Here is a 24,593-nt window from a genome sequence, read left to right on the forward strand (position 1 = left end):
CGGCAGATTTCACGATGAGCGACAACACGCTTGCGAAGAGCTTCGAGCCTCAGAACATCGAGTCCCAATGGGGCCCGGAATGGGAAAAACGCGGCTACTCCGCCCCGACCTTCCAGGAAGGCGCGAAGAATTTCTCCATTCAACTGCCGCCGCCGAATGTCACCGGCACGCTGCACATGGGCCACGCGTTCAACCAGACCATCATGGACGGCCTGACGCGCTATCACCGCATGCTCGGCGAAAACACGCTGTGGGTGCCGGGCACGGACCACGCGGGCATTGCCACGCAGATCGTCGTCGAACGCCAGCTCGACGCCAAGAAAATCTCCCGCCATGACCTCGGCCGCGAAGAATTTCTGAAGCGCGTCTGGGCGTGGAAGCAGGAATCCGGCTCGACCATCACGAATCAGGTACGGCGTCTGGGCGCTTCCATCGACTGGTCGCGCGAATACTTCACGATGGACGACAAGATGTCCGCCGCCGTGCGCGACGTCTTCGTGACCTTGTACAAGCAAGGGCTCATCTATCGCGGTAAGCGGCTCGTGAACTGGGACCCGGTGCTGGGCACGGCCGTGTCCGACCTCGAAGTCGTCAGCGAGGAAGAAAACGGCAGCCTTTGGCATATCAAGTACCCGCTGCCCGACGGCTCCGGCCATCTGACGGTCGCGACCACGCGGCCCGAAACCATGCTCGGCGACGTTGCGGTGATGGTGCATCCGGAAGACGAGCGGTATCGGCATCTGATCGGCAAGACGGTCGTGCTGCCGCTTGGCGACCGCGAGATTCCGGTGATCGCGGACGACTACGTGGACCGCGAGTTCGGCACGGGCGTCGTGAAGGTCACGCCCGCGCACGACTTCAACGACTACGCGGTCGGCCAGCGCCACAAGCTGCCGCAGATCGAAATCCTCACGCTCGACGCGAAGATCAACGACAACGCGCCCGCGAAATATCGCGGCATGGATCGCTTCGACGCGCGCAAGGAAGTGGTGAAAGATCTCGAAGCGCTCGGCCTGCTCGAGTCCGTGAAGCCGCACAAGCTCATGGTGCCGCGCGGCGACCGCACCAACGTGGTCATCGAGCCGATGCTGACCGACCAGTGGTTCGTCGCAATGACCAAGGCCGCTCCGGAAGGCACGTTCAATCCGGGCAAGTCGATCACGGAAACGTCGCTGGACGTGGTTCGCGGCGGGCAGATCAAGTTCGTGCCCGAGAACTGGACCACGACTTACTACCAATGGCTCGAAAACATCCAGGACTGGTGCATCTCGCGCCAGTTGTGGTGGGGCCATCAGATTCCCGCGTGGTATGGCGAAAACGGCGAGATCTTCGTCGCGAAGACGGAAGACGAAGCGCGCGCCGAAGCCGACGCCAAGGGCTACAAAGGTGCGCTGCGCCGCGACGAAGACGTGCTCGATACGTGGTTCTCCTCCGCGCTCGTGCCCTTCTCGTCGCTTGGCTGGCCGGACGAAACCAGGGAACTGAACGCGTTCCTGCCCTCCACCGTGCTTGTGACGGGCTTCGACATCATTTTCTTCTGGGTTGCCCGGATGGTGATGATGACCACGCACTTCACCGGCAAGGTGCCGTTCCACACGGTCTACGTGCACGGCCTCGTGCGCGACGCGGAAGGCCAGAAGATGTCGAAGAGCAAGGGCAATACGCTCGATCCCATCGATATCGTGGATGGCATCGAGCTCGAACCGCTCGTCGCCAAGCGCACCGCCGGCCTCATGAATCCGAAGGCCGCCGCGCAGATCGAAAAGAAAACGCGCAAGGAATTTCCGGAAGGCATTCCGGCCTTCGGCACCGACGCGCTGCGCTTCACGATGGCTTCCATGGCCACGCTGGGTCGCAATGTGAATTTTGATCTGGCACGCTGTGAGGGTTATCGCAATTTCTGCAACAAGCTCTGGAACGCCACGCGTTTCGTGTTGATGAATTGCGAAGGCCACGATTGCGGCTTTGCGAACCCCGGCGACTGCAAGCCGGGCGATTGCGGCCCGGGCGGCTACACGGATTATTCGCAGGCGGACCGCTGGATCGTGTCGCTCCTGCAGCGCGTCGAAGCGGAAGTCGAAAAGGGTTTCGCGGACTATCGCTTCGACAACGTTGCGAGCGCAATTTACAAGTTCGTCTGGGACGAATACTGCGACTGGTATCTCGAACTCGCGAAGGTGCAGATCCAGACCGGTACGCCCGAGCAGCAGCGCGCCACGCGCCGCACGCTGTTGCGCGTGCTGGAGACGGTGCTGCGGCTCGCGCATCCGATCATCCCGTTCATCACGGAAGCGCTGTGGCAGAAGGTGGCGCCGCTGACCGACGTTTTGCCCGAAGGCACGAAGGAAGGCGAGTTGTCGATCATGACGCAGGCCTATCCGCGCGCCGAGACGAAGAAGATCGACGAAACGGCGGAACAGTGGGCGTCCGAACTCAAGGCTGTCATCGACGCATGCCGTAATCTGCGCGGCGAAATGAACTTGTCGCCCGCGGTGAAGGTGCCGCTGCTCGCACATGGCGACGCCGCGCGTCTCCATACGTTTGCGCCGTACGTCGCCGCACTGTCGCGTCTTGCCGAAGTGAAGATCATCGACGACGAAGCCGCGCTCGATGCCGAAGCGGAAGGTGCGCCGGTGGCGATCGTCGGCGCGAACAAACTCGTGCTGAAGGTGGAGATCGATGTCGCCGCCGAACGCGAGCGTCTCACGAAGGAAGTAGACCGCCTGACTGTCGAAGCAGGCAAATGTAACGCGAAGCTCGGAAATGAAAGCTTTGTTTCAAAAGCGCCGCCCGCCGTCGTTGAACAGGAGCGAAAAAGGCTGGCAGAATACGAAACCACTATCGAGAAGCTTCGGGCGCAAATTTTGCGGCTGCCTGTCTGATTGGGCTGTCGTGAAGTAGCATCGCCGCGTGATCGGGGATGTTCGTCCGTTCGCCCAACTGCTCGACGTTCCAAATGATTAAGAGGATCAGGGTTATCACATGCTAAAAGTTACCAAAGCGGTTTTCCCCGTCGCGGGTCTCGGCACTCGGTTCCTCCCCGCGACCAAGGCGAGCCCGAAAGAAATGCTGCCCGTCGTCGACAAGCCGCTGATTCAATATGCGGTGGAAGAGGCAATGGCCGCCGGCATCACCGAAATGATCTTCGTGACCGGGCGCAGCAAGCGCGCGATCGAAGACCACTTCGACAAGTCTTATGAGATCGAAGCCGAACTGGAAGCGCGCGGCAAGGACAAGCTGCTCGAACTCGTGCGCAGCATCAAGCCGAGCCATGTCGACTGCTTCTACGTGCGTCAGGCCGAAGCGCTCGGTCTCGGCCACGCGGTGTTGTGTGCCGAAAAGCTCGTCGGCGACAACCCGTTCGCCGTGATCCTCGCGGACGACTTGCTGTACGGCAAGCCGCCCGTGATGTCGCAAATGATCGAAGTGTTCGACCACTATCACAGCTCCGTGATCGGCGTCGAGGAAATCCCGGCGGAAGATTCGAAGTCCTACGGCATCATCGACGGCAAGGAGTGGGAAGACAACATCTTCAAGCTCTCGGGTATCGTCGAAAAGCCGGAACCGGCCGTTGCGCCGTCGAACCTCGGCGTGGTCGGCCGCTATGTGCTGAAGCCCCGCATTTTCGATCACATCCGCTCGATCAAGCCCGGCGCGGGCGGCGAACTGCAGTTGACGGACGCCATCATGTCGCTCCTATCGGACGAACAAGTGCTCGCGTACAAGTACCACGGCACGCGCTTCGACTGCGGCAGCAAGCTCGGCTATCTGAAGGCGACGGTGGAATTCGCGCTGCGCCATCCGGAAGTGTCGAAAGACTTCGACGAGTATTTGCGCACGCGCTCGCCGAACCTGGCCAGCTGAGTCGAAGTAAGTCGAATTCGCCCGCGTCGGCAGGCGAAAAAAAAGCCCATCGCGTCATGTGATGGGCTTTTTCCTTTTCAGCGGCGTCGCATTAGAAAGGTGAACACTTTGTCCTGCGTGGTTACTTCGACGATCTCGTTGCCGGTCTGCCTTGCAAACGCCGCGAAATCGCGCTGCGATCCGGGGTCGGTGGCGAGCACCTTCAGAATCTGGCCGCTCGTCATGTCGGCGAGTGCTTTCTTTGCCCGCAGGATCGGCAACGGGCAGTTGAGCCCGCGCGCGTCGACTTCCTTGTGAACTTCCATCGCGATTTGAATTCCGTTAAGCCTTGCGTGTTGCGAAACATCGAAGGCCCGATTCTAACGCAGCGTTCACAAGTCCACCGGGCGGCCGGTCTCATACGCCTGCCGCATGGCGATGCCGATCCTCGTCGCCTCGCGCGCATCGTCGAGCGTGAGGCCGGTCGGCGTGCCATCTCGCACGAGCGCGACGAAGGCTTGCGCTTCGCGTAAAAACGCATCTTCGAAGCGCTCGAAGAAAGTCGGCGTGCAAACGTTTCGCATGCCGTGTGCATCGGCGATCTCGACGCGGTTCGCACGCGGATTGCGCCCAATGGCAAGCGCGCCCGCCGTGCCGATGACTTCTGTCTGCGTGTCGTGACCATGAGCCATCGTGCGGGAAGCGTAGAGCACGGCAAGCCGGCCATCGTCGAATTCGATCGTGCCCACGCCATTGTCGATATCGCCACATTCGCGCAAGCCTTCGTGGATTGCTATCGTGCCGCTCGCGAACACGCGCTTGGGCTTCGGATTACCGAGCATCCAGCGCGCGAGGTCGATGTCGTGCACGCTGCAATCGAGAAAGAGTCCGCCCGATGTCGGCGCGAAGCGCACGAAAAAACCATCCGGATCATTCTTGTCGCAGGTCTGCGAGCGCACCATGAACGGCCGGCCGATCGCGCCTTCGCCAATGCGCTCGAAGGCATCTCGATAACTCGCATCGAAACGGCGCACGAAGCCGATCATTACATGCAGATGCGCATGCCGCGCGTGTTCATCGATCACGCTGTCGCATTCGGCGAGATCGAGCGACAGCGGCTTCTCGCAGAACACATGTTTGCCCGCGCGCAACGCGGCGATGATCTGCCGCGCGTGCAGCGAAGTCGGCGTGACGAGCCACACGGCGTCGATGGACGGATCGGTCAGCAAGTCGGCGTAATCGGCATGGAGCGCGATTTCCGGCAGGTTGTCGCGAGCCCATTCGCGCTCTTGCTCAACCGGGCTGCACGCCGCGACGAGCCGCGCGCCCGGCACATGCCACGCGAGGTTTTCCGCGTGTCTGCGGCCGAGCCGCCCCAGCCCGACAATGCCCACCCGCACCGCGCTCATGCCGCGTTCTCCCCGAGCTTCACGATGCGCTTTTCGCGCCACGAAAGCGTCGCGGCCTCGGCGAGTTCGAGCGCCTTGAGGCCGTCGGCAACAGTGGTGCGCACGGGCTTGCCATTGGTCACGGCATCGAAGAAATGCGCGATTTCCGCGGCATACGCCGCGCGATACCGTTCGAGAAAGAACGCCTCGGGCACGTCGCTCGACACGCCCTTGGTCGAATATGCCGTCACTTCGGTCGGACGCACGTTGCCCGCTTGCAGCATGCCGAGACTGCCGAGCACCTCGAAGCGCTGATCGTAGCTGTAGCCCGAGCGCCGCGCCGTGTTGATCTGGCAGAGGCGTCCGCGTTTCGTGCGGATGGTGACGGCTGTCGAATCGATATCGCCGGCTTCCGCGATGGCGGGATCGGACAAACAACTGCCCGTGGCGTGCAGCGTGTCGGCTTCGTCGTCGAGCATCCAGCGGAAGATGTCGAAGTCGTGGATCAGCATGTCCTTGAAGATGCCGCCCGAATGCTTGATGTATTCCACGGGCGGCGCGCCCGGATCGCGGCTCGTCACGATCAGCATTTCCGGTTCGCCGATCTCGCCCGCTTCCACGCGCGTCCTCAATGCCGAGAAAGTTGGGTCGAAGCGCCGCTGAAAGCCGATCATGCAGACCACGCCCGCTTTCTGCACGGCATCGGCGCAGGCGCGCGCGCGTTCGAGCGTGAGGTCCACGGGCTTCTCGCAGAACACGTGCTTCATTTGCGCCGCCGATGCGAGGATCAGGTCCGCATGCGTGTCCGTGCTCGAACAGACGACCGTCGCGCCCACCGAGGCGTCGCCCATGGCGGCATCGACATCGGCGACTTGCGCGCCGTATTGCGCAGCGAGCGCCGACGCGGCCTCGCGGTTCACATCGACGACATACTTGAGGCGCACGCCAGGCTGCCGCGCGAGATTGGCCGCGTGAATCTTGCCAATGCGCCCTGCTCCGAATACCGCCACGTCAATCGTCATAGCCGCCTGTCTCCTTGGATTCTTCTACGTTGAGTTCGAGCCGGTACGCGAGCGCGATGAACAGCGCCTGGCACAAGCAAATGGTGCTCGTGAGCGAGCGGAACGCGAACGCGCTGCCCTCCTTCACGAGCAGACTCGCGCTCGCGTGACGCGCGAGCGGCGAAAGCTGGCTGTCAGTGATCACGAGCGTCTTCGCGCCGTGATGCTGCGCGGCGCGCACGCAATACTGCGTTTCCTTGCCATAAGGCGCGAAGCTGATGGCCACGACCACGTCGCCCTTTCTCACGCTCTTGACCTGTTCGCGGAACATGCCGCCGATGCCGGAGATCAGATGCACGCGCTTTCTGGTGTGCTGCAACGCGTAGACGATATAGCTCGCCACCGCGAACGAGCGCCGCACGCCGATCACATAGATGTTTTCCGCGTGTTCGAGCATTTCCACGGCGGCGTCGAACTGTTCGTCGTCGAGACCGGCTTCGAGTTCGTCGAGTCCCGTGCGGCTCGCCGCGATGAATTCGCGCGCCACGGAGACACCGGAGGCATCGCCCGCCTTTTCGTCGATGAGTTTGCGAATGCGCTGCTGATAACTCTGCTGCGAGCCATTGCCGCCCGCGAACGCCTGCCTGAACACGGCCTGCAAGTCCGAGAAGCCCGAAAAACCGAAGCGCTGCGCAAAGCGCACCACGGCCGACGGATGCACGCCGCACGCGGTGGCGATATCGCTCGTACGATCCATCATCACGCTCGACCGATGCTGCTCGATATACGTCGCGACGTTCTTCAACTGACGCGGCAACGTGTCGTAAGCGTCGGTGATGCGCTGCATCAGATCGTCGACGCTCTGCACGTCGGTGCTGGTCTCATCCTGCATGGATAGCTCATGTCGATGGCGCCGCGAAGGCAGACGCCGTGGAAGCGATTATAAGAAGGCTGCAAGGAAAATGGAACGTATTTTCCATTTATGGCATCGGTGCAATTCCTATTGCAGACCGGGAAAACTTGGCCTACTCTTGGTGCTGAGTTCGAAGCGGCCCCAAGCAACGGCTGCATCGACTCGCGGAAAAGTCAGATCAAACAACAAACCGAGATAGGTGGAGACAATGACCATTCGCAATGGCCGAGCCGCGTTGCGCGCGCTCGCGGCAGCCGCAATCCTGAGCAGCACAGCCTTGTTGACGGCGTCCGCCGCTCACGCGGCGCCCGACGCCAAGTTCGTCCTTATCAGCCACGCGCCCGACTCGGACTCGTGGTGGAACGTCATCAAGAATTCGATCAAGCAAGCCGACGAGGACTTCAACGTCCAGACCGACTATCGCAATCCGCCCAACGGCGACATTGCCGATATGTCGCGTCTCATCGAACAGGCCGCCGCGCGTAATTACGACGGCGTGATCACCACCATCGCGGACTTCGACGTATTGAAGAGCGCGCTCAACAAGGTGACGGCGAAGAAGATTCCGCTCGTCACGATCAACTCGGGCACCGAAGAGCAAAGCGAGCAACTCAAGGCGATCATGCATATCGGCCAGCCGGAATACGTGGCGGGCAAGGCCGCAGGCGAAAAGGCGAAGGCCGCGGGCGTCAAGTCGTTCCTGTGCGTGAACCATATCGCGACCAACACAGTGTCATTCGACCGCTGCCGTGGCTTCGCGGAAGCCATCGGCGTCGACTACAAGGCGTCCACCATCGACTCCGGTCAGGACCCGACGGAGATTCAGTCGAAGGTGTCGGCTTACCTGCGCAATCATCCCGATACGCAGGCTGTACTCACGCTCGGACCCACGCCCGCCTCGGCGACGCTCAAGGCCGTCACGCAAATGGGCCTGCAAAACAAGCTCTATTTCGTGACCTTCGACTTTTCCGATGACATCGCGAAGGGCATCAAGGACGGCACGATCAAGTTCGCAATCGATCAGCAACCGTACTTGCAGGGCTATATCCCCGTGGCCGTGCTCGCTATCGTCAAGAAGGATCACACCACGGACCCGGTGAAGATTCGCCAGATTCTCGAAGCGAATCCGAAGTTCAAGGCGCGTCTCGAAACGTATGGCCTCGCGCCGTCGTATGGACCGAAGAACATTCGTTCGGGTCCGGGTTTCATCACCAAAGAGAATCTCGACAAGGTCGTGAAATACGCCGGTCAATATCGTTGACCGTTCAGGGCGGCCGACTTTTCAGCGCCGCCCGCTATCACTGCATTTGCGCGGAACGTCGTGCGTCTGCTGCGTCTATTCCCGACGCGGCAGGAGCGCGCGCATCGGTATCAGTCAAGGAGCCATCATGGGCGTAGCCGGCAAGCATTACCCTCCACATGCGAATCCACAGCCAGAGTCGGCCGAGACGCAGGAGGCAGCAAAGCCCTCGGACGAACGCGTGCGCCGGCAATCGTGGTTCGGCCATCTGCTGAACCGGCCGGAGTTCGCCGCGATCTCGGGCACCGTGCTCGTGTTCATCGTGTTCGGCTTCGCGGCGGGTTCATCGGGCATGTTCAACCTCGACGGCGTGATGAACTGGTCGCAGGTCGCGGCCTACCTCGGCTTGCTCGCGGTCGGCGCGTGTCTTCTCATGATCGCGGGCGAGTTCGATCTGTCCATCGGCTCGATGATCGGCTTCGCGGGCATGATGGTCGCGCTGCCCTCGGTTTATCTGCACTGGCCGTTCTCGCTGTCGATTCTCTTCGCGTTCGTCGCTTCCATGCTGCTCGGCGCGTTGAACGGCTACCTCGTGATGAAGACGCGGCTGCCTTCGTTCATCGTCACGCTCGCGTTTCTGTTCATCCTGCGCGGCCTCACGCTCGCGCTCTCGATCATGTTCGCGGATCGCACCATCATTTCCGGCGTCGGCGATCTCGCTCAACAAGACTGGCTCGCCGACACGCTCTTTCGCGGCGTCGCGCTGCACGGCCTCTTCGCGTGGCTCGCGCACATGGGGATCGGTCAGTTGCTCGATAACGGCCAGCCGCTCGTGCCGGGCATTCCGAAGGTCATCATCTGGTGGCTCGCGCTCGCCGCCGTCTGCGCCTTCGTGCTCGCCAAGACGCGCTACGGCAACTGGATTCTCGCGGTCGGCGGCGACGCCAACGCGGCCAAGAACGTCGGCGTGCCGGTACGGCGCGTGAAGATTTCGCTCTTCGTGCTCACCGCCTTCTGCTCGTGTCTCTTCGCCGTGCTGCAGGTGTGCGATATCGGCTCGGCAGCGGCCGATCGCGGCTTGCAGAAGGAATTCGAGGCGATCATCGCGGCGGTCATCGGCGGGACGCTTTTGACGGGCGGTTATGGCTCGGTCGTCGGCGCGTGCTTCGGCGCGCTCATCTTCGGCGTCGTGCAGATCGGCATCACTTATACGAACGTGAGTTCCGACTGGTTCCGCGTGTTTCTCGGCGTGATGCTGCTGCTCGCCGTGCTGTTCAATCACTACGTGCGCCGTCGCGTATCGCAAGCTCAGTGAGGCCAACGCCATGAACGACGACAACATTCTCGCGCTGGAAAACGTCAGCAAGTTTTTCGGCAAGGTCATCGCATTGAACGGCGTGACCTTGCGCCTGAGACGCGGCGAAGTGCATTGCCTGCTGGGCGATAACGGCGCGGGCAAGTCCACGCTCATCAAGACGCTGGCGGGCGTGCACACGCCGTCCGCCGGCGACTATCTCGTCGATGGCAAGCCAGTGCGCTTCGAGTCGCCGAAGGAAGCGCTGGATTTGGGCATCGCCACGGTTTATCAGGATCTCGCGCTCGTGCCGCTCTTGTCCGTTGCGCGCAATTTCTTCATGGGCCGCGAGCCGCAGAAGAAACGCTTCGGTCTCTTCAGCGTGATGGATCTCGATCTTGCCGCGGAGACTTCGCAGGCGAAGCTCGCGGAAATGGGCATCAACGTGCGCGATCCGCATCAGCCTATCGGCACCATGTCCGGTGGCGAGAAGCAATGTCTCGCGATTGCGCGCGCCATTCACTTCGGCGCACGCGTGCTGATTCTCGACGAACCGACCGCCGCGCTCGGCGTGAAGCAGAGCTTCAACGTGCTGAAGCTGATTCACAAGGCGCGCGAAAAAGGCATTTCCGTGATCTTCATCACGCACAACGTGCACCACGCTTATCCGATCGGCGACTCCTTCACGCTGCTCAATCGCGGCCGCTCGATGGGCACCTACACCAAGGACACCATCTCGAAGAACGAAGTGCTCGACATGATGGCGGGCGGCGCCGAGATGCAGACGATGATCAACGAACTCGAGGGCGCGACGATCTGAGGATCGAGGACAACAAACCATGCCAGAACAACACACCTCACGTTTTGCAGCGGACCGCGCGCACGATATCGTGTGCCTCGGCCGCCTCGCGGTCGATCTCTACGCGCAACAGGTCGGCGCGCGGCTCGAAGACGTCGCGACGTTTGCGAAGTATCTCGGCGGGTCGTCGGCGAATATCGCGTTCGGTTGCGCGCGGTTGGGGCTCAAGTCGTCGATGCTCGCGCGCGTCGGCAACGATCACATGGGACGCTTTCTCGTCGAAACACTCGCGGGCGAAGGCTGCGACGTGAGCCACGTGCGCACGGACTTCGAGCGTCTCACCGCGCTCGTGCTGCTCGGCATAAAAGATCGCGATACCTTTCCGCTCGTGTTCTATCGCGAGAATTGCGCCGACATGGCCGTGGACGAAAACGATTTCGACGAAGCGTATATCGCCTCGTCGAAGGCATTGCTCATCACGGGCACGCACTTCTCCACGGAACAGGTGAATCGCACGAGCCGCCGCGCGCTCGAATACGCGCGCCGAAACAACGTGCGCACGATTCTCGACATCGATTATCGGCCGGTGCTGTGGGGTCTGACAGGCAAGGCCGACGGCGAAACGCGCTTCGTCGCCGATGAAAGCGTCACCGCGCATTTGCTGCACATCCTGCCGCTGATCGATCTCGCGATCGGCACGGAAGAAGAGTTCCGGATTGCGGGCGGCAAGGACGATCTGATCGATGCGCTCGCCATGGTTCGTACCGTTACTCATGCCACGCTCGTCGTGAAGCGCGGGCCGCTCGGCTGCTCGATCATCGAAGGCGCGGTGCCCGCTTCCATCGACGATGCGCCCATTCATGGCGGCGTCGAAGTCGAAGTGCTCAACGTGCTCGGCGCGGGCGATGCGTTCGCGTCCGGCTTCCTCTCGGGCTGGCTGCGCGACGAATCGCTCGAAGCGTGTGCGCGCGCGGCAAATGCGTGCGGCGCACTCGTCGTTTCGCGTCACGGCTGCGCGCCCGCCATGCCCACGCCCGAGGAACTCGTGTACTTCCTCGCGGCCGCAAAAGAAGACCCGGCACGCATGCGCCGTCCGGATCGCGATGCGGGCCTCGCGCGTCTGCATCGCGTGAGCCCCAGGCGCAAGCAATGGGACGAAGTGCTCGGCTTCGCGTTCGATCATCGCAACCAGTTTTTCGAGCTTGCGCAGCAGACCGGCGCAAACGAAACGCGCATTGCGAAGCTGAAGGGTCTTTTCGTCGATGCCGTCGCGAAGACGGAAGAAGAACGCGGACTGGCCGGCCGTATCGGCGTATTGATCGACGACCGCTACGGACAGGATGCGCTCAATGCCGCGACTGGCCGCGGCTGGTGGATCGGCCGTCCGGTCGAGTTGCCGGGCTCGATGCCGCTCGTGTTCGATCACGGCCGCGACGTCGGCACGACGCTCGTCGAATGGCCGCGCGAGCATATCGCGAAGTGTCTCGTGCACTATCACCCCGATCATCCGCATGACGTGCGCCTCGAACAGGAAGCGCAACTGCGCACGCTCTACGATGCGACACAGGCGAGCGGCAATGAACTGCTGCTCGAAGTGATCGTGCCGAAGAACGGACCGCCCGTGGAGGACGACACGGCGTATCGCGCATTGAAGCGCCTCTACAACCTCGGCATCTATCCCGAATGGTGGAAGCTCGAACCGATGAGCGCACAGCAATGGCAGGCCGTCGATGCGCTGATTGCCGAGCGCGATCCGTATTGCCGCGGCGTCGTGCTGCTCGGGCTCTCTGCGGCGGTCGATCAGTTGCGCGATGGCTTCAAGGCGGCGGCATCGTCCAAAACGTGCAAGGGCTTCACGGTCGGACGCACCATTTTTCACGAGCCGAGCCGCGCATGGCTCGCGGGTGAAATCGGCGACGACGAGTTGATCGCGCGCGTTCGCCACACGTTCGAAACGCTGATTTCCGCATGGCGCGAGGCGCGCGCGTCGCTGAATGCCGTGCAGCCAAGACAGGAGCAAGCAGCATGAATCAGCACGCTACCATCCGGCTGACCACCGCGCAGGCGCTCGTGCGCTATCTCGCCGCGCTGCGCACGGAAAGCGGCGAGGCGCTCTTCGGCGGCGTCTTCGCAATTTTCGGGCACGGCAATGTCGCGGGCATCGGCGAGGCGTTGTATCGGCATCGCGAGGAATTGCCGACGTATCGCGCGCACAACGAGCAAGCCATGGCGCATAGCGCGATCGCGTTTGCAAAGGCGCATATGCGGCGCCGCATGATGGCTGTCACGACGTCCATCGGGCCGGGCGCCACCAATCTCGTGACGGCGGCCGCGCTCGCGCATGTGAACCGGCTGCCGGTGCTGCTTCTGCCGGGCGACATCTTCGTGTCGCGCGCGCCCGATCCGGTTCTGCAACAAGTCGAGGACGCACACGACGGCGGCGTTTCCGCGAACGATGCCTTGAAGGCCGTGTCGCGTTATTTCGATCGCATCGTGCATCCGGCGCAGTTGTTGAGCGCGTTGCCGCGCGCGATCCGCGTGCTTACCGATGCCGCGCTCTGCGGTCCCGTCACGCTCGCGCTGCCGCAGGACGTGCAGGCGATGGCCTACGACTATCCCGCTTCGTTCTTCGAGCCGCGTGTGGTCGAGTTCCATGCGAGCGCGCCTTCACCGCATGAAATCGCGCGCGCCGCAGCGGCCTTGCGCGAGTCGCGCGAACCGCTGATCGTCTCGGGCGGCGGCGTGCTGTACGGCCTCGCCACCGACGCGTTGCGCGCCTTCGCGCACAAGCATGGCGTGCCCGTCGCGGAAACGCAGGCAGGCAAAGGCGCGCTCGCTTGGGACGACGCCCTGAACGCGGGCGGAATCGGCGTGACGGGCGCGGCATCGGCGAATGAACTCGCGCAATCGAGCGATTGCGTGCTCGCGGTGGGCACGCGCTTGCAGGACTTCACCACGGGATCGAACACGCTCTTTGCGCATACGCGGCTCGTTTCGATCAACGCCAATCCTTTCGATGCCCTGAAGCAAGACGCGCTGAGCGTCGAAGCCGATGCGCGCCTCGCACTCGATGCGCTTTCCGAAGCGCTCGGCGACTGGCGCGCGTCGTCGCAATGGACCACGCGCGCCAAACGTCTCGCCGACGACTGGCGCGAGACCGTCGCGCACGTGACGAACACGCCCGTCGCCGACAACGCCTTGCCGCGCGAAGCGGATGTCATCGGCGCGGTGCAGCGCTCGAAAGCCGATTCGCCGACTGACGATATCGTCGTGTGCGCGGCGGGCACCCTGCCGGCCGATCTGCAGAAGCTGTGGCGCACGAGCGCGCCGGGCGGCTATCACGTCGAATACGGTTATTCGTGCATGGGCTACGAGATCGCGGGTGGTCTGGGCGCGAAGCTCGCGCGGCCGGAGCGCGAGGTGATCGTGATCGTCGGCGACGGCAGCTATCTCATGATGAACAGCGAGTTGGCGAGCTCCGTCATGCTCGGCGCGAAGCTGATCGTCGTGTTGCTCGACAATCGCGGCTATGGCTGCATCAACCGTTTGCAACAGGCATGCGGCGGTGCGCCCTTCAACAACCTGATCGACGACTGCAAGCAAGGCCCGCTCGGCGCACCGACCATCGATTTCGCGATGCACGCGCGTGCGCTCGGCGCGTTGTCGGAGCATGTGGCGAGCATCGACGACTTGCAGGCCGCGATGCGACGCGCGCGCGCCGCCGAGCGCAGCTACCTCATCTCCATCGACACCGACCCCGCGCGCACGACCGACGAAGGCGGATGGTGGTGGGAAGTCGCGGTGCCCGAGGTATCGGATCGCGATGCGGTCTTGTCGGCGCGCGAGCGTTACGAGCGCGCGTTGAAAGCACGCAGCGAAGGCAACTCTATCTAGGACCGCGCACATGTCTCTGCACGTACGGATCGGAATCAATCCCTTGTCGTGGATGAACGACGATTTGCCATCGCTCGGCGGCGAGACGCCCTTGTCCGTCGCGCTGACCGAAGGCCGGCGGATCGGTTACGAAGGCTTCGAACTCGGCAACAAGTTTCCGCGCGAGCCGCAGGCGCTCAAGACGCTGCTGGCGCAATACGACCTCGCGCTGGTGTCGGGCTGGTACTCGGGCAGACTCGCCGAGCGCAGCGCGGAAGAAGAGATCGAAGCCGTGGGTGCCCATCTCGACTTGCTCGCGCAAAACGGCGCGAAGGTGATGGTCTATGGCGAAGTGGCGAATTCCATTCAAGGCGCGCCGCGCCCGCTCTATCAGCGCCCGCGTTTCTTTGCGGATGCGCAGTGGCAACAGTATGCCGAGCGGCTGAATCGTTTCGCGGAATACACGCTGTCACGAGGCGTTCGGGTCGCCTATCATCATCACATGGGCGCGTATGTGGAGACGCCCGCGGACGTCGACCGTCTGATGGCGGAGACCAACGATGCGGTGGGCCTTCTCTTCGATGCGGGCCACATCACCTTCGCGGGCGGCGACGCATTGACCACGCTGCGCAAGCATATTGCGCGCGTGTGCCATGTGCATTGCAAGGACGTGCGCCCGGAGATCGTGAAGCTGGCGCGCAATCGCAACTGGAGTTTTCTCGATGCGGTCATCAACGGCGCCTTCACCGTGCCGGGCGATGGCGCGGTGGATTATCCCGGCATCGTCGCGTGTCTGGCCGAGCATGATTACGACGGCTGGCTCGTCGTGGAAGCGGAGCAGGACCCGGTGATCGCGCGGAGTTACGAGTATGCCGACAAGGGTTATCGCACGTTGCGCACACTTGTCGATGCCACATTCAAGGAGACGGCATGAGCCTGTTAGTGAAGGCATCGCGCGAAGGCCAGACGATCGCGCGTGTGACACCGGAATCCGCTGGCTGGAAGCATGTCGGCTTCGCGGCGTACCGGCTGGAAGAAGGTGAAGTGCTGCATGTCTACGACGCCGGGCGCGAGAGCTGCATCGTCGTGCTGACGGGCACGGTGAGCGTCGAGGCGGGCGACGAGCACTGGCAGTCCATCGGCTCGCGCGACAGTGTGTTCGAAGACGCCGCGCCCTATGCCGTCTACGTACCGCCGAAGCTCGCGGCAATCGTGCGGGCGGAGCGCGAAACGGAACTCGGCGTGGCGAGCGCGCCGGCGACGGGCGTGTATCCGCCGCGACTCATCGAGCCCTCGCAAATGAAGCGTTCGACGCGCGGCAAGAACGCGAATACGCGACACGTGTGCGATATTCTTCCGCAGACCGAGGCTGCCGAGTCGTTACTCGTGGTCGAAGTGCGTACGCCGAGCGGCCATGCGTCGAGCTATCCGCCGCACAAGCACGATCACGACAACGTGCCTGTCGAAAGTTCGCTGGAGGAGACTTATTACCATCGGCTGAATCCGCCGCAGGGCTTTGCGTTTCAGCGTGTTTATACCGACGAGCGCGATCTCGACGAAACCCTGGCGGTGGAGAACCGCGACGTGGTGATGGTGCCGCGTGGGTATCATCCGGTCGTCGTGCCTTATGGCTACGATAATTATTATCTCAACGTGATGGCGGGCGATAAGCGCACGTGGCACTTTAAAAACGATCCGAAGCATGAATGGATCGTGGAGCGGGATAGCAAGGAGTGAGTTAACCCACGGACAGCCATTCTCGCTGCACATCGGCGCGTGTTTCCAGCTCCCCCAACGCCCCATCGAACTGAACCGCGCCGTGCCCCATCACCGCGACGCGCGCATCGAGCATGCGCGCGATCGTCAGGCGCTCTTCGATCAGCAGTATCGCCACGCCGCGTTCGCGCAGACCCGCGAGGCACGCCGCCACTTGCGTCAGCATTTGCGGCGCGAGCCCTTCGCCGGGTTCGTCGATGACCACCAACGACGGATCGCCCGCCAGCGTTCTCGCCAGCGCCAGCAATTGCTGTTCGCCGCCCGACAACGCGCCGGCCTTCACTCGCGCGCGCTCCCGCAACACGGGGAAGAGGCGATAAGCATCGTCCACACTGAAGCGCGTGCCCGGACGCTCGCCCAGCACGAGATTCTCGCGCACGCTCAAACCCGGAAACACATCGCGCGTTTCAGGCACGTAGCCAATTCCCATGCGCGCGATGCGAAACGGCCGCAGCCCGACGAGCGATGCATCGCGAAACCGCATCTCGCCCTCGCAGCGCACGAGGCCCATGATGGACTTCGCGAGCGTCGAGCGCCCCGAACCATTGCGGCCCACGAGCGCGACGATCTCGCCTTCGGCTATCGACAGGTTCACGCCGTGCAGCACCTGTGCCGCGCCATGCCACGCGCGCAGATCGTGGATACGCAACCCGGCGCTCATCGCGATTCCCCCAGATACGCCTCGCGCACCGCGCGATCGTCGCGAATCGCCGCAGGCGTGCCGGTGGCGATCACGCGCCCTTGAACCAGCACGGAGATGCGATCCGCGAGGCCGAACACCGCGTCCATGTCGTGCTCGATGACGACGAGCGTGCGCCCTTGCGTCGTCGCCCGAATCAGCGCCAGCGCGCGCGATGCCTCCGCGCGGTTCATCCCCGCCGTGGGTTCGTCGAGGAGAATGAGCGGCGCATCGGTGGCAAGCGCGATGCCTAGATCGAGCGCGCGCTGTTCCGCATACGTGAGCCGTGCGGCGGGTACGTCGGCGTGAGCGGCCAGGCCGATGGCATCTAGCATGGCGCGGGCGCGGTCTTCGAGCGCGCGCGACGGCAGCCAGCGATCGATCCTGCGCGAGGAAGCCGAGCCCAACGCCGCACAACGCAGATTGTCGAGCACGCTCAAGCCGGTGAAGACGCTCGTCGTCTGGAAGCTGCGCGCAAGCACTCGGCTAATGCGTTGCGGCGCGCGACCGGTGATGTCGATACCGATCGCCACGATGCGCCCTTCGTCGGGTTTGGTGCGCCCGGAAATGGTGTCGAAGAGCGTGGACTTGCCTGCGCCATTCGGGCCGATGAGCGCATGACGTTCGCCGCTTTGCACTTGCAGATCGATACCGCGCAGAACGCGCGTCGGACCGAACCGTTTCGCGATGCCGCGCAATTCGAGGGCGATGGTCATGGCGTGTACCCTTTGCGACCGGCGGCAAACATCGCCCTGAAGCGCTCGCCGAATTTACGCGGTTCAAGACCCATGTTCATCGCACGCCCCGCGCCCGTCGATCGATCCACGCGAGCCCAACGCCGACCGCGAAGCAAGGCAACGCGATCCACCAAACGCCGTGCGGCAACGCGCTTGCATCCGCTTGTCGCGCATAGAGCGTCTCCACCGCGACGACCACGGCCGCACCGAACGCCAGCGTGCTCGACATGGCATACATGGTCGAACGAAGCGGGCGCGTGCGCATGCGCGTGAAGAAGCCAGCGACGCCATCGGGCACCGCGACGATCACCCACACGAAGCACAGTCCGAGATACATCGGCCAGGCAGCGGACACGCTCGCCACCGCCACGCTGAAAAACGTGAGCAGCACCGCCCCGGCAATCGGCCCAAAGAAGCTTCCGGTCCCGCCGATGACCGTCGCCACCAGCACGCTCGTCGATCTCGCAAGCCCGACGCTTTCCGCCGATGCCAGTTCGACATTCACGAGCGACAACACGCCTGCAAGGCCCGCGAAGAACGCGGATACGACGAGCATCGTGAAGCGCACGCGCCGTGGCGACGCGCCTATCGCCGCCGCGCGCACGGGACTGTCGCGCACGGCGTTGGCGAGGCGACAAAGCGGCGTGCGAGAGAACGCGAACATCGCGCAAGCCGACACGACACACCAGCACGCGATCAACGCATACGCCTGCCGCAACGGGCCGAATGTCCATCCGAAGAGCGCAGCGCCGCTCGCGCGATCGATCGCCACGCCACCCTCGCCGCCGAACCAGCCCGGCACGAGCCAGACGCTTGCCGCAACCAATTCGCCGATGCCTAGCGTGATCATCGCGAAAGCCGTGCCGCCGCGTTGCGTCGAGATCGCGCCGAAGACGATGGCCGCGAGCACCGCAAAGCATCCGCCGATCAACGGCAGCAATGGCAACGGCACGCCAAAGCGATTGAACGCATGCGCGGCGGCGAAAGCGCCAAACCCCGCATAAACCGCGTGACCGAAGGAAAGCAAGCCCGTCTGCCCGAGCAGCAGGTTGTACGAGAGCGCGAAAACGATGAGCGTCGCCGTCTGCGCGAGATACGCAAGCAGCCAGGATCGATCGAAGCAAAGCGGCGGTAACGCAAGCGCCGCGACGAGTGCGAGCCACGGCGCGAGGGACTTAAGCATCGCGCGTCTCTTCACCGAAGAGTCCGCGTGGACGCGCCGCCAGCATCGCGACGAGCAACAGGTACGGCAGCACGGGCGCGAGTTGCGCGACGGTGAGCGTGGCCCAAGCGTCCGGCAAACGCACGCCGAACCAGGCAGCAATGCTCCCCGCCGATGCCGTCGTGCCCACGGCGAATGTCTGCACGCAGCCGATCAAGAGCGACGCGACGAGCGCCCCCGAAAGCGAGCCCAGCCCGCCGATGACCACGACGACGAACACGATGGGACCGACGGCGTCGGCCATCGACGGTTCGAGCACGGCAAGCGGCGCGCCGATCACACCCGCGAGCGCCGCCAGCGCCGTGCCGGCGGCGAACACCGTCGTGAAGACACGCGGGACATCGTGGCCGAGCGTTTCGACGGTCGCGGAATGCGTGAGCGCCGCGCGCACCACGAGCCCCGTCTTCGATACGCGCAACACGACATGCAACGCGCCGAGCATGACGATGGCAAGCAGCATCATGAACACGCGGTAGCGTGGAAATGCGGCGCCGTACCAGGTGAAGAGCGGCCCGTCGAGCACGGAGGGAATCGTCGCGGGCAACGGTCCGAGCCCCCATACGAGCTTCACGCCCTCGCCTATTACGATGGCCGCGCCGAACGTGAGCAGCAACTCGGCGAGCGCGCCGCGCGCATGCACGCGCTTGAGCAGATAGCGCTCGAACAACGCGCCCGCGCAGCCGACGATCAAAGGCGCCACGGCGAGTGCCAGCCAGAATCCGCCGTACGAAGCCAGCGCCTGACCGACATACGCGCCGAGCATATAGAAGCTCGCGTGCGCGAAGTTGAGCACGCCGAGCATCGAGAAGATGAGCGTGAGGCCCGCACAGAGCATGAAGAGCAGCAGCCCGACGCTCACGCCGTTGAGCAGGCTCACGCTGAACCACTGAAGCACGGAACAATCCTCAAGCGTTGACGAGCGGCTTCAAGGCATCGACGAGACGCTCGGGCAAAGGCACCGGCCGGCGCGTCATGCGGTTCACATAGACATGCACGAAATGGCCCTGCGCCGCCGCGCTCTTTGCGCCTTGCGTGAAGATGCCGACCTCGTAGCGCACGCTCGTCGTGCCGAGCTTTTCCACGCGCAAGCCCGCATCGATCAGATCGGGAAACGAAACCGACTCGAAGAAATTGCAGCGCGTTTCCACGACGAGCCCGATCGTCTCGCCGCCCGCGAAGTCGAGCACGCCCGAGCGCAGCAGATACTCGTTCACGACGGTATCGAAGTAGCTGTAGTAGACGACGTTGTTGATATGACCATAGACATCGTTGTCGGACCAGCGCGTGCTGATGGTGAGGAAGTGCGGATAGTCCGCGCGGCGCGTGGGTTGCGGTTTGCTCATCGTCGGCAGCGGCTGCATCAGCGGTTGATCGCTGCGAGTGCGCGGACTTCGTCGGCGAAGCGCTCGACGGTGTCCTCGCGCGTGTCCCATGCGCACATCAGGCGGCAGCCGCCCGACCCGATGAACTGATAAAACTTCCAGCCTTTCGCGCGCAAGGCGGTGGCGACGTGCGGCGGCAATTCCGCGAACACCGCGTTCGATTCCGGCTTGAAGAGCACCTGTACGCCGGGAATATTCGCGAGACGCTCGGCCATCAATTGCGCCATTGAGTTGGCGTGACGCGCGTTGCGCAGCCAGACATCGTTATCGAGCAAGCCGAGCCACGGCGCGGAGATGAAGCGCATTTTCGATGCAAGCTGCCCCGCCTGTTTCAGCCGATAAGCAAAATCCACGGCAAGCGCCTTGTCGAAAAACACGACCGCTTCGCCGACCGGCAAGCCGTTCTTGGTGCCGCCGAAGCACAGCACGTCGACGCCCGCGCGCCACGTAATCTCCGACGGATGCACGCCGAGCGTGGCGACCGCGTTGGCGAAACGCGCGCCATCCATATGCACGGTCAGGTGCCGCCGCTTGGCGATGGCCGCAATCGCGCGCACTTCCTCGACGGTATAGACCGTGCCCACTTCCGTCGATTGCGTGAGCGAGACGACTTTCGGCTTCGGATAATGGATATCGGCGCGTCGGGTGACGAGTTCCTCGATCGCATCGGGCGTGAGCTTGCCGTTCTCGCCCTTCGCGGTCAGGAGCTTGGAGCCGCCGGAGAAGAATTCGGGGCCGCCGCACTCGTCGGTTTCGATATGCGCGAGTTCGTGGCAAATGACCGAGTGATACGACTGGCACAGCGACGCCAGCGCAAGCGAATTGGCCGCCGTGCCATTGAAGACGAAGAAGACTTCGCAGTCGGTCTGGAACAGATCGCGGATGCGGTCGCACACGCGCGCGGTCCAGGAATCGTCGCCGTAAGCCGGTTCGTGGCCGCTGGTGTTGGCCTTGACGAGCGCATCGAGCGCTTCGGGGCAGATACCCGCGTAATTGTCGGAGGCGAAGTGCTGGATGGATTCGTTCGGCGCGGTCATGGAATTCGCTGGAAGACTGGTGGAAGGCGCTGCACGAGCTTCGTGACCCGGGACGAGTGAAGATCGCGTGGTCGCCATCGTTGCGTGCCGTGCAAGCAGTCCGCTCATTTTATCCGCATCGCGCCGTGCATGATTCGAATGCGATTGAGCGATAGATCGTGTGCCGCGCCCGTTCTAATCGCGCGACACTTAGGATACCGACGGGCAGCGTCGAACGATTGCGCTATCGGTGTTGAATTGCGCTTTGCCGCTACGAGCATCGACGACGTGGTGCCGTCAGCGCGCCGCTCCAATTCAACATGTCATCTGACGAAAAAGCGCGCCACCGAAGCCGGCGGCGCGCTTTATGGCGTAAACAATAACTTGGGTCGAGGCTGCGCTTACTTCGCTGTCGTGCCGCTGGCGGCGTTGGCTTGCTGCGCGGCCTTGTCCTTCTTGTTCGCTTCGTGATGGCCGATCGCGCAGCCACCCGCCGCGCCCACCACGCCGTGCTTGCCCGCGACGTGCCCCGCCACGCCGCCGACTGCCGCGCCTTCGAGACATCCCTTGGCCTGTGCTGCGCCCGTGGCGGCGATCATTGCGCCAGCCAGCACGATCGATGCAATCTTGTGGTTCATGTTTGTTCTCCCCTTTTGGTTGAAAGTACCGGAGAAGATGCACGAGATGTGCCTGACAGGCTGTAATGAAAAACGGCCCGGTGACTTTCGCCAACCGGACCGTTTTAAGCACTTCCACCGCGCTTTAAAGCTGCTGCTGCACCCAGCCTGTCACGCCTGCGAGTGCGGCCGGCAGCTTGGCCGGTTCCGTGCCGCCCGCCTGCGCCATGTCGGGACGGCCGCCGCCCTTGCCGCCCACTTGCTGCGCGACGAAGTTGACGAGCTCGCCCGCCTTGACCTTCTTCGATGCATCCGCCGTCACGCCCGCGATGAGACTGACCTTGCCGCCTTCGACGGAAGCCAGCACGATAGCCGCGCTCTTGAGCTTGTCCTTCAGCTTGTCGACGGTTTCGCGCAGCGTCTTCACGTCCGCGCCTTCGAGTTGCGCGGCGAGCACTTGAACGCCCGCGACATCGACGGCTTGCGAAACGAGTTCATCACCCTGGCTCGATGCGAGCTTCGACTTGAGCGCGCCCAGTTCCCTCTCCAGCGACTTCACGTGCTCCTGAACCTGCGCGATACGCTGCGTGAGTTCGGACGGTTGTGCCTTGAGGGCGCCCGCCGCCGCGTTGATACGCTGATCCAGCTCCTGCACATAGCGCACGGCATTGTCGCCCGTGATGGCTTCGACACGGCGAATGCCCGCCGCCACGCCGCCTTCCATCACGATCTTGAAGAGGCCGATGTCGCCCGTGCGCTGCACGTGTGTGCCGCCGCAGAGTTCGCGCGAAAAGCCCAGGTCCAGCACGCGCACCGTGTCGCCGTACTTCTCGCCGAAGAGCGCCATGGCGCCGCCCTTCACCGCTTCGTCGTAAGACATGACGCGCACGACGCCCGGCGCGTTCGCAAGCACTTCCTGATTGACGATCTGCTCGACGCGGCGGATCTCGTCGTCCGTCATCGGCGCGTTGTGTGCGAAGTCGAAGCGCGTCTTGTCGGCGTCGACGAGCGAGCCTTTCTGCTGCACATGACCGCCGAGCACTTCGCGCAACGCCTTGTGCATCAAGTGCGTGGACGAGTGATTGCGTGCGGTGCGCGCGCGGCGGATGGCGTCGATCCGCGCCTTCACCACGTCGCCGACCTTGAGCGTGCCCTGCTCCACCGTGCCGTGGTGGCCGACGACATCGGCCTGAACCTTGAGCGTGTCTGCCACCGCGAAGCGCGCGGAGGCATTCGCGAGCACGCCCTGATCGCCCACCTGACCGCCGGATTCCGCATAGAACGGCGTGTGATCGAGCACGACGACCGCTTGCTGGCCCGCTTGCGCCTCGCTCACCGACGCGCCCTCCACATACAGCGCGATGATTTTCGCGTCGTCGAAGATTTCCTTCTCGTAGCCGTGGAACGTGGTCTTGGCGCCCGAGTATTCGAGGCCGGCCGCGAGCTTGAACTTGCCCGCCGCGCGCGCCTGATCGCGCTGACGCGCCATGGCGTCGTCGAAGGCGGGTTCGTCCACCGTCACGCCGCGTTCGCGGCATACGTCGGCCGTGAGATCGAGCGGGAAGCCGTAGGTATCGTGCAGCTTGAACGCGAGTTCGCCGTCCAGTTGCTTCACGCCCTTCTTGTCGAGTTCGGCCAGTTCGCCTTCGAGAATCGACATGCCGTGCTCGATGGTCTCGAAGAAGCGCTCTTCTTCCTGGCGCAGCACATCGGTGACGCGCTGTTGAGCATCGACAAGTTCGGGGTAAGCCGCGCCCATTTCCGCGACGAGGTCCGGCACGAGCTTGTGGAAGAACGAGCCGCGCCGGCCGAGTTTGTAGCCATGACGAATGGCGCGGCGCACGATACGGCGCAGCACGTAACCGCGGCCTTCGTTGCCGGGAATCACGCCATCGACGATCAGGAACGAGCACGCGCGGATATGGTCGGCAATGACCTTCAGCGAGTTGTTTTCCAGATCGGCCGTATGGGTCTCGCGGCCCGCGGCCTTGATGAGCGTCTGGAAGAGGTCGATCTCGTAGTTGCTGTGCACGTGCTGCAGCACGGCGGCGAGACGTTCGAGGCCCATGCCGGTATCGACGCACTGCTTGGGCAGCGGCGTCATGTTGCCTTGCGCGTCGCGGTTGAACTGCATGAACACGAGATTCCAGATCTCGATGAAGCGGTCGCCGTCTTCCTCCGGCGATCCCGGCGGGCCGCCCCAGATTTCCGGACCGTGGTCGTAGAACACTTCGGAACACGGACCGCACGGTCCGGTGTCGGCCATTTGCCAGAAGTTGTCGGATGCGTAGCGCGCGCCCTTGTTGTCGCCGATGCGGATGATGCGTTCCGCCGGCACGCCGATTTCCTTTTCCCAGATGGCGTACGCTTCGTCGTCTTCTTGATAGACCGTGACGGTGAGCTTTTCCGGCGGCAGCATGTAGACCTTCGTCAACAGCTCCCAGCAGTAGTGAATGGCGTCGCGCTTGAAGTAGTCGCCGAACGAGAAGTTGCCGAGCATCTCGAAGAACGTGTGATGCCGCGCCGTATAGCCGACGTTCTCCAGATCGTTATGCTTGCCGCCCGCGCGCACGCTGCGCTGCGCTGTGGTTGCGCGCGAGTACGGCCGCGCTTCGGCGCCGAGGAACACGTCCTTGAACTGGACCATGCCCGAGTTGGTGAAGAGCAGCGTCGGGTCGTTGCCCGGCACGAGGCTCGACGAACGGACGATCGTATGTCCCTTCGATTCGAAAAACTTCAGGAATTTCTCGCGTATTTCGGCGGCTTTCATGGCGTACGGGGCGTTTTGCGTGTTCTGCTGGTTTTCTGACGAA

At 63.3% G+C, this 24,593-nt stretch carries 21 protein-coding genes; 9 read left to right on the forward strand and 12 right to left on the reverse strand.

Going from position 1 to position 24,593, the window contains the following annotated elements:
- Positions 1-14 precede the first annotated feature (14 nt).
- Positions 15-2,882 carry a valine--tRNA ligase gene (locus NCT03_RS09470; RefSeq protein WP_250492593.1) on the forward strand — a complete coding sequence of 956 codons (2,868 nt, stop codon included), beginning with the start codon at positions 15-17 and terminating at the stop codon, positions 2,880-2,882.
- A 100-nt stretch (positions 2,883-2,982) separates the two neighbouring features.
- Positions 2,983-3,864, forward strand: coding sequence for a UTP--glucose-1-phosphate uridylyltransferase GalU (gene galU / locus NCT03_RS09475; RefSeq protein ID WP_244825674.1), 882 nt, complete (start codon positions 2,983-2,985; stop codon positions 3,862-3,864).
- Positions 3,865-3,941: 77 nt separating this feature from the next.
- Here galU and NCT03_RS09480 read toward each other — a convergent pair whose 3' ends face one another.
- From NCT03_RS09480 to NCT03_RS09495, 4 genes are all read right to left on the reverse strand, one after another.
- Positions 3,942-4,169, reverse strand: coding sequence for a sulfurtransferase TusA family protein (locus tag NCT03_RS09480; protein WP_062601442.1), 228 nt, complete (start codon positions 4,167-4,169; stop codon positions 3,942-3,944).
- Between the two features lie 66 nt (positions 4,170-4,235).
- Positions 4,236-5,252 (reverse strand): Gfo/Idh/MocA family oxidoreductase, encoded by a 1,017-nt coding sequence (locus NCT03_RS09485; protein WP_250492594.1) that lies wholly within the window; start codon positions 5,250-5,252, stop codon positions 4,236-4,238.
- Positions 5,249-6,253, reverse strand: coding sequence for an inositol 2-dehydrogenase (gene iolG / locus NCT03_RS09490; protein ID WP_250492595.1), 1,005 nt, complete (start codon positions 6,251-6,253; stop codon positions 5,249-5,251). Before iolG ends, NCT03_RS09485 begins: the two co-directional genes overlap by 4 nt.
- Positions 6,243-7,124, reverse strand: a complete 882-nt coding sequence (locus NCT03_RS09495; RefSeq protein ID WP_244825677.1) for a MurR/RpiR family transcriptional regulator — start codon at positions 7,122-7,124, stop codon at positions 6,243-6,245. The genes iolG and NCT03_RS09495 overlap by 11 nt, the downstream gene beginning before the upstream one ends.
- A 229-nt stretch (positions 7,125-7,353) precedes the next feature.
- Here NCT03_RS09495 and NCT03_RS09500 point away from each other — a divergent pair, with 229 nt between their 5' ends.
- From NCT03_RS09500 to iolB, 7 genes are all read left to right on the forward strand, one after another.
- Positions 7,354-8,406 carry a sugar ABC transporter substrate-binding protein gene (locus tag NCT03_RS09500; protein WP_250492596.1) on the forward strand — a complete coding sequence of 351 codons (1,053 nt, stop codon included), beginning with the start codon at positions 7,354-7,356 and terminating at the stop codon, positions 8,404-8,406.
- Between the two features lie 127 nt (positions 8,407-8,533).
- On the forward strand, positions 8,534-9,700 hold the full coding sequence (locus NCT03_RS09505) for an ABC transporter permease (protein ID WP_244825679.1): 1,167 nt from the start codon (positions 8,534-8,536) through the stop codon (positions 9,698-9,700).
- Positions 9,701-9,710: 10 nt separating this feature from the next.
- Entirely contained in the window at positions 9,711-10,499 is a 789-nt protein-coding gene (locus NCT03_RS09510) for an ATP-binding cassette domain-containing protein (RefSeq protein WP_244825680.1), read from the forward strand.
- A gap of 19 nt (positions 10,500-10,518) precedes the next feature.
- A complete protein-coding gene (locus NCT03_RS09515; protein ID WP_250492597.1) occupies positions 10,519-12,507 on the forward strand; it encodes a bifunctional 5-dehydro-2-deoxygluconokinase/5-dehydro-2-deoxyphosphogluconate aldolase in 1,989 nt (662 codons plus the stop codon).
- Positions 12,504-14,372 (forward strand): 3D-(3,5/4)-trihydroxycyclohexane-1,2-dione acylhydrolase (decyclizing), encoded by a 1,869-nt coding sequence (gene iolD / locus NCT03_RS09520; RefSeq protein WP_250492598.1) that lies wholly within the window; start codon positions 12,504-12,506, stop codon positions 14,370-14,372. Before NCT03_RS09515 ends, iolD begins: the two co-directional genes overlap by 4 nt.
- Positions 14,373-14,382: 10 nt before the next feature.
- A complete protein-coding gene (gene iolE, locus NCT03_RS09525; RefSeq protein ID WP_250465221.1) occupies positions 14,383-15,285 on the forward strand; it encodes a myo-inosose-2 dehydratase in 903 nt (300 codons plus the stop codon).
- Positions 15,282-16,088, forward strand: a complete 807-nt coding sequence (gene iolB / locus NCT03_RS09530) for a 5-deoxy-glucuronate isomerase (RefSeq protein WP_244825684.1) — start codon at positions 15,282-15,284, stop codon at positions 16,086-16,088. The genes iolE and iolB overlap by 4 nt, the downstream gene beginning before the upstream one ends.
- 1 nt (position 16,089) lies before the next feature.
- Here the strand turns inward: iolB and NCT03_RS09535 are convergent, their stop codons facing one another.
- The 8 genes from NCT03_RS09535 to alaS form a co-directional block, all read right to left on the reverse strand.
- On the reverse strand, positions 16,090-16,788 hold the full coding sequence (locus tag NCT03_RS09535) for an ABC transporter ATP-binding protein (RefSeq protein ID WP_250492599.1): 699 nt from the start codon (positions 16,786-16,788) through the stop codon (positions 16,090-16,092).
- Positions 16,785-17,522: an ABC transporter ATP-binding protein gene (locus NCT03_RS09540; RefSeq protein ID WP_250492600.1), complete on the reverse strand. Its 738-nt coding sequence runs from the start codon at positions 17,520-17,522 to the stop codon at positions 16,785-16,787. Before NCT03_RS09540 ends, NCT03_RS09535 begins: the two co-directional genes overlap by 4 nt.
- A 76-nt stretch (positions 17,523-17,598) precedes the next feature.
- Positions 17,599-18,726: a branched-chain amino acid ABC transporter permease gene (locus NCT03_RS09545; RefSeq protein ID WP_250492601.1), complete on the reverse strand. Its 1,128-nt coding sequence runs from the start codon at positions 18,724-18,726 to the stop codon at positions 17,599-17,601.
- Entirely contained in the window at positions 18,719-19,600 is an 882-nt protein-coding gene (locus NCT03_RS09550; RefSeq protein WP_250492628.1) for a branched-chain amino acid ABC transporter permease, read from the reverse strand. The genes NCT03_RS09545 and NCT03_RS09550 overlap by 8 nt, the downstream gene beginning before the upstream one ends.
- Positions 19,601-19,670: 70 nt before the next feature.
- Positions 19,671-20,108, reverse strand: a complete 438-nt coding sequence (locus NCT03_RS09555; RefSeq protein WP_244825692.1) for an acyl-CoA thioesterase — start codon at positions 20,106-20,108, stop codon at positions 19,671-19,673.
- A 17-nt stretch (positions 20,109-20,125) separates the two neighbouring features.
- Complete coding sequence (locus NCT03_RS09560) at positions 20,126-21,163, reverse strand: threonine aldolase family protein (protein ID WP_244828077.1); 1,038 nt, start codon at positions 21,161-21,163, stop codon at positions 20,126-20,128.
- A 401-nt stretch (positions 21,164-21,564) separates the two neighbouring features.
- Entirely contained in the window at positions 21,565-21,801 is a 237-nt protein-coding gene (locus NCT03_RS09565; RefSeq protein WP_244825693.1) for a hypothetical protein, read from the reverse strand.
- Positions 21,802-21,925: 124 nt separating this feature from the next.
- The gene (gene alaS, locus NCT03_RS09570; RefSeq protein WP_250492602.1) at positions 21,926-24,550 is read right to left on the reverse strand and encodes an alanine--tRNA ligase; all 2,625 of its coding nucleotides are present in this window, start codon (positions 24,548-24,550) and stop codon (positions 21,926-21,928) included.
- Positions 24,551-24,593: the final 43 nt, after the last annotated feature.

It is taken from the genome of Caballeronia sp. GAWG1-1, assembly GCF_023631465.1.
Lineage (GTDB): Bacteria > Pseudomonadota > Gammaproteobacteria > Burkholderiales > Burkholderiaceae > Caballeronia.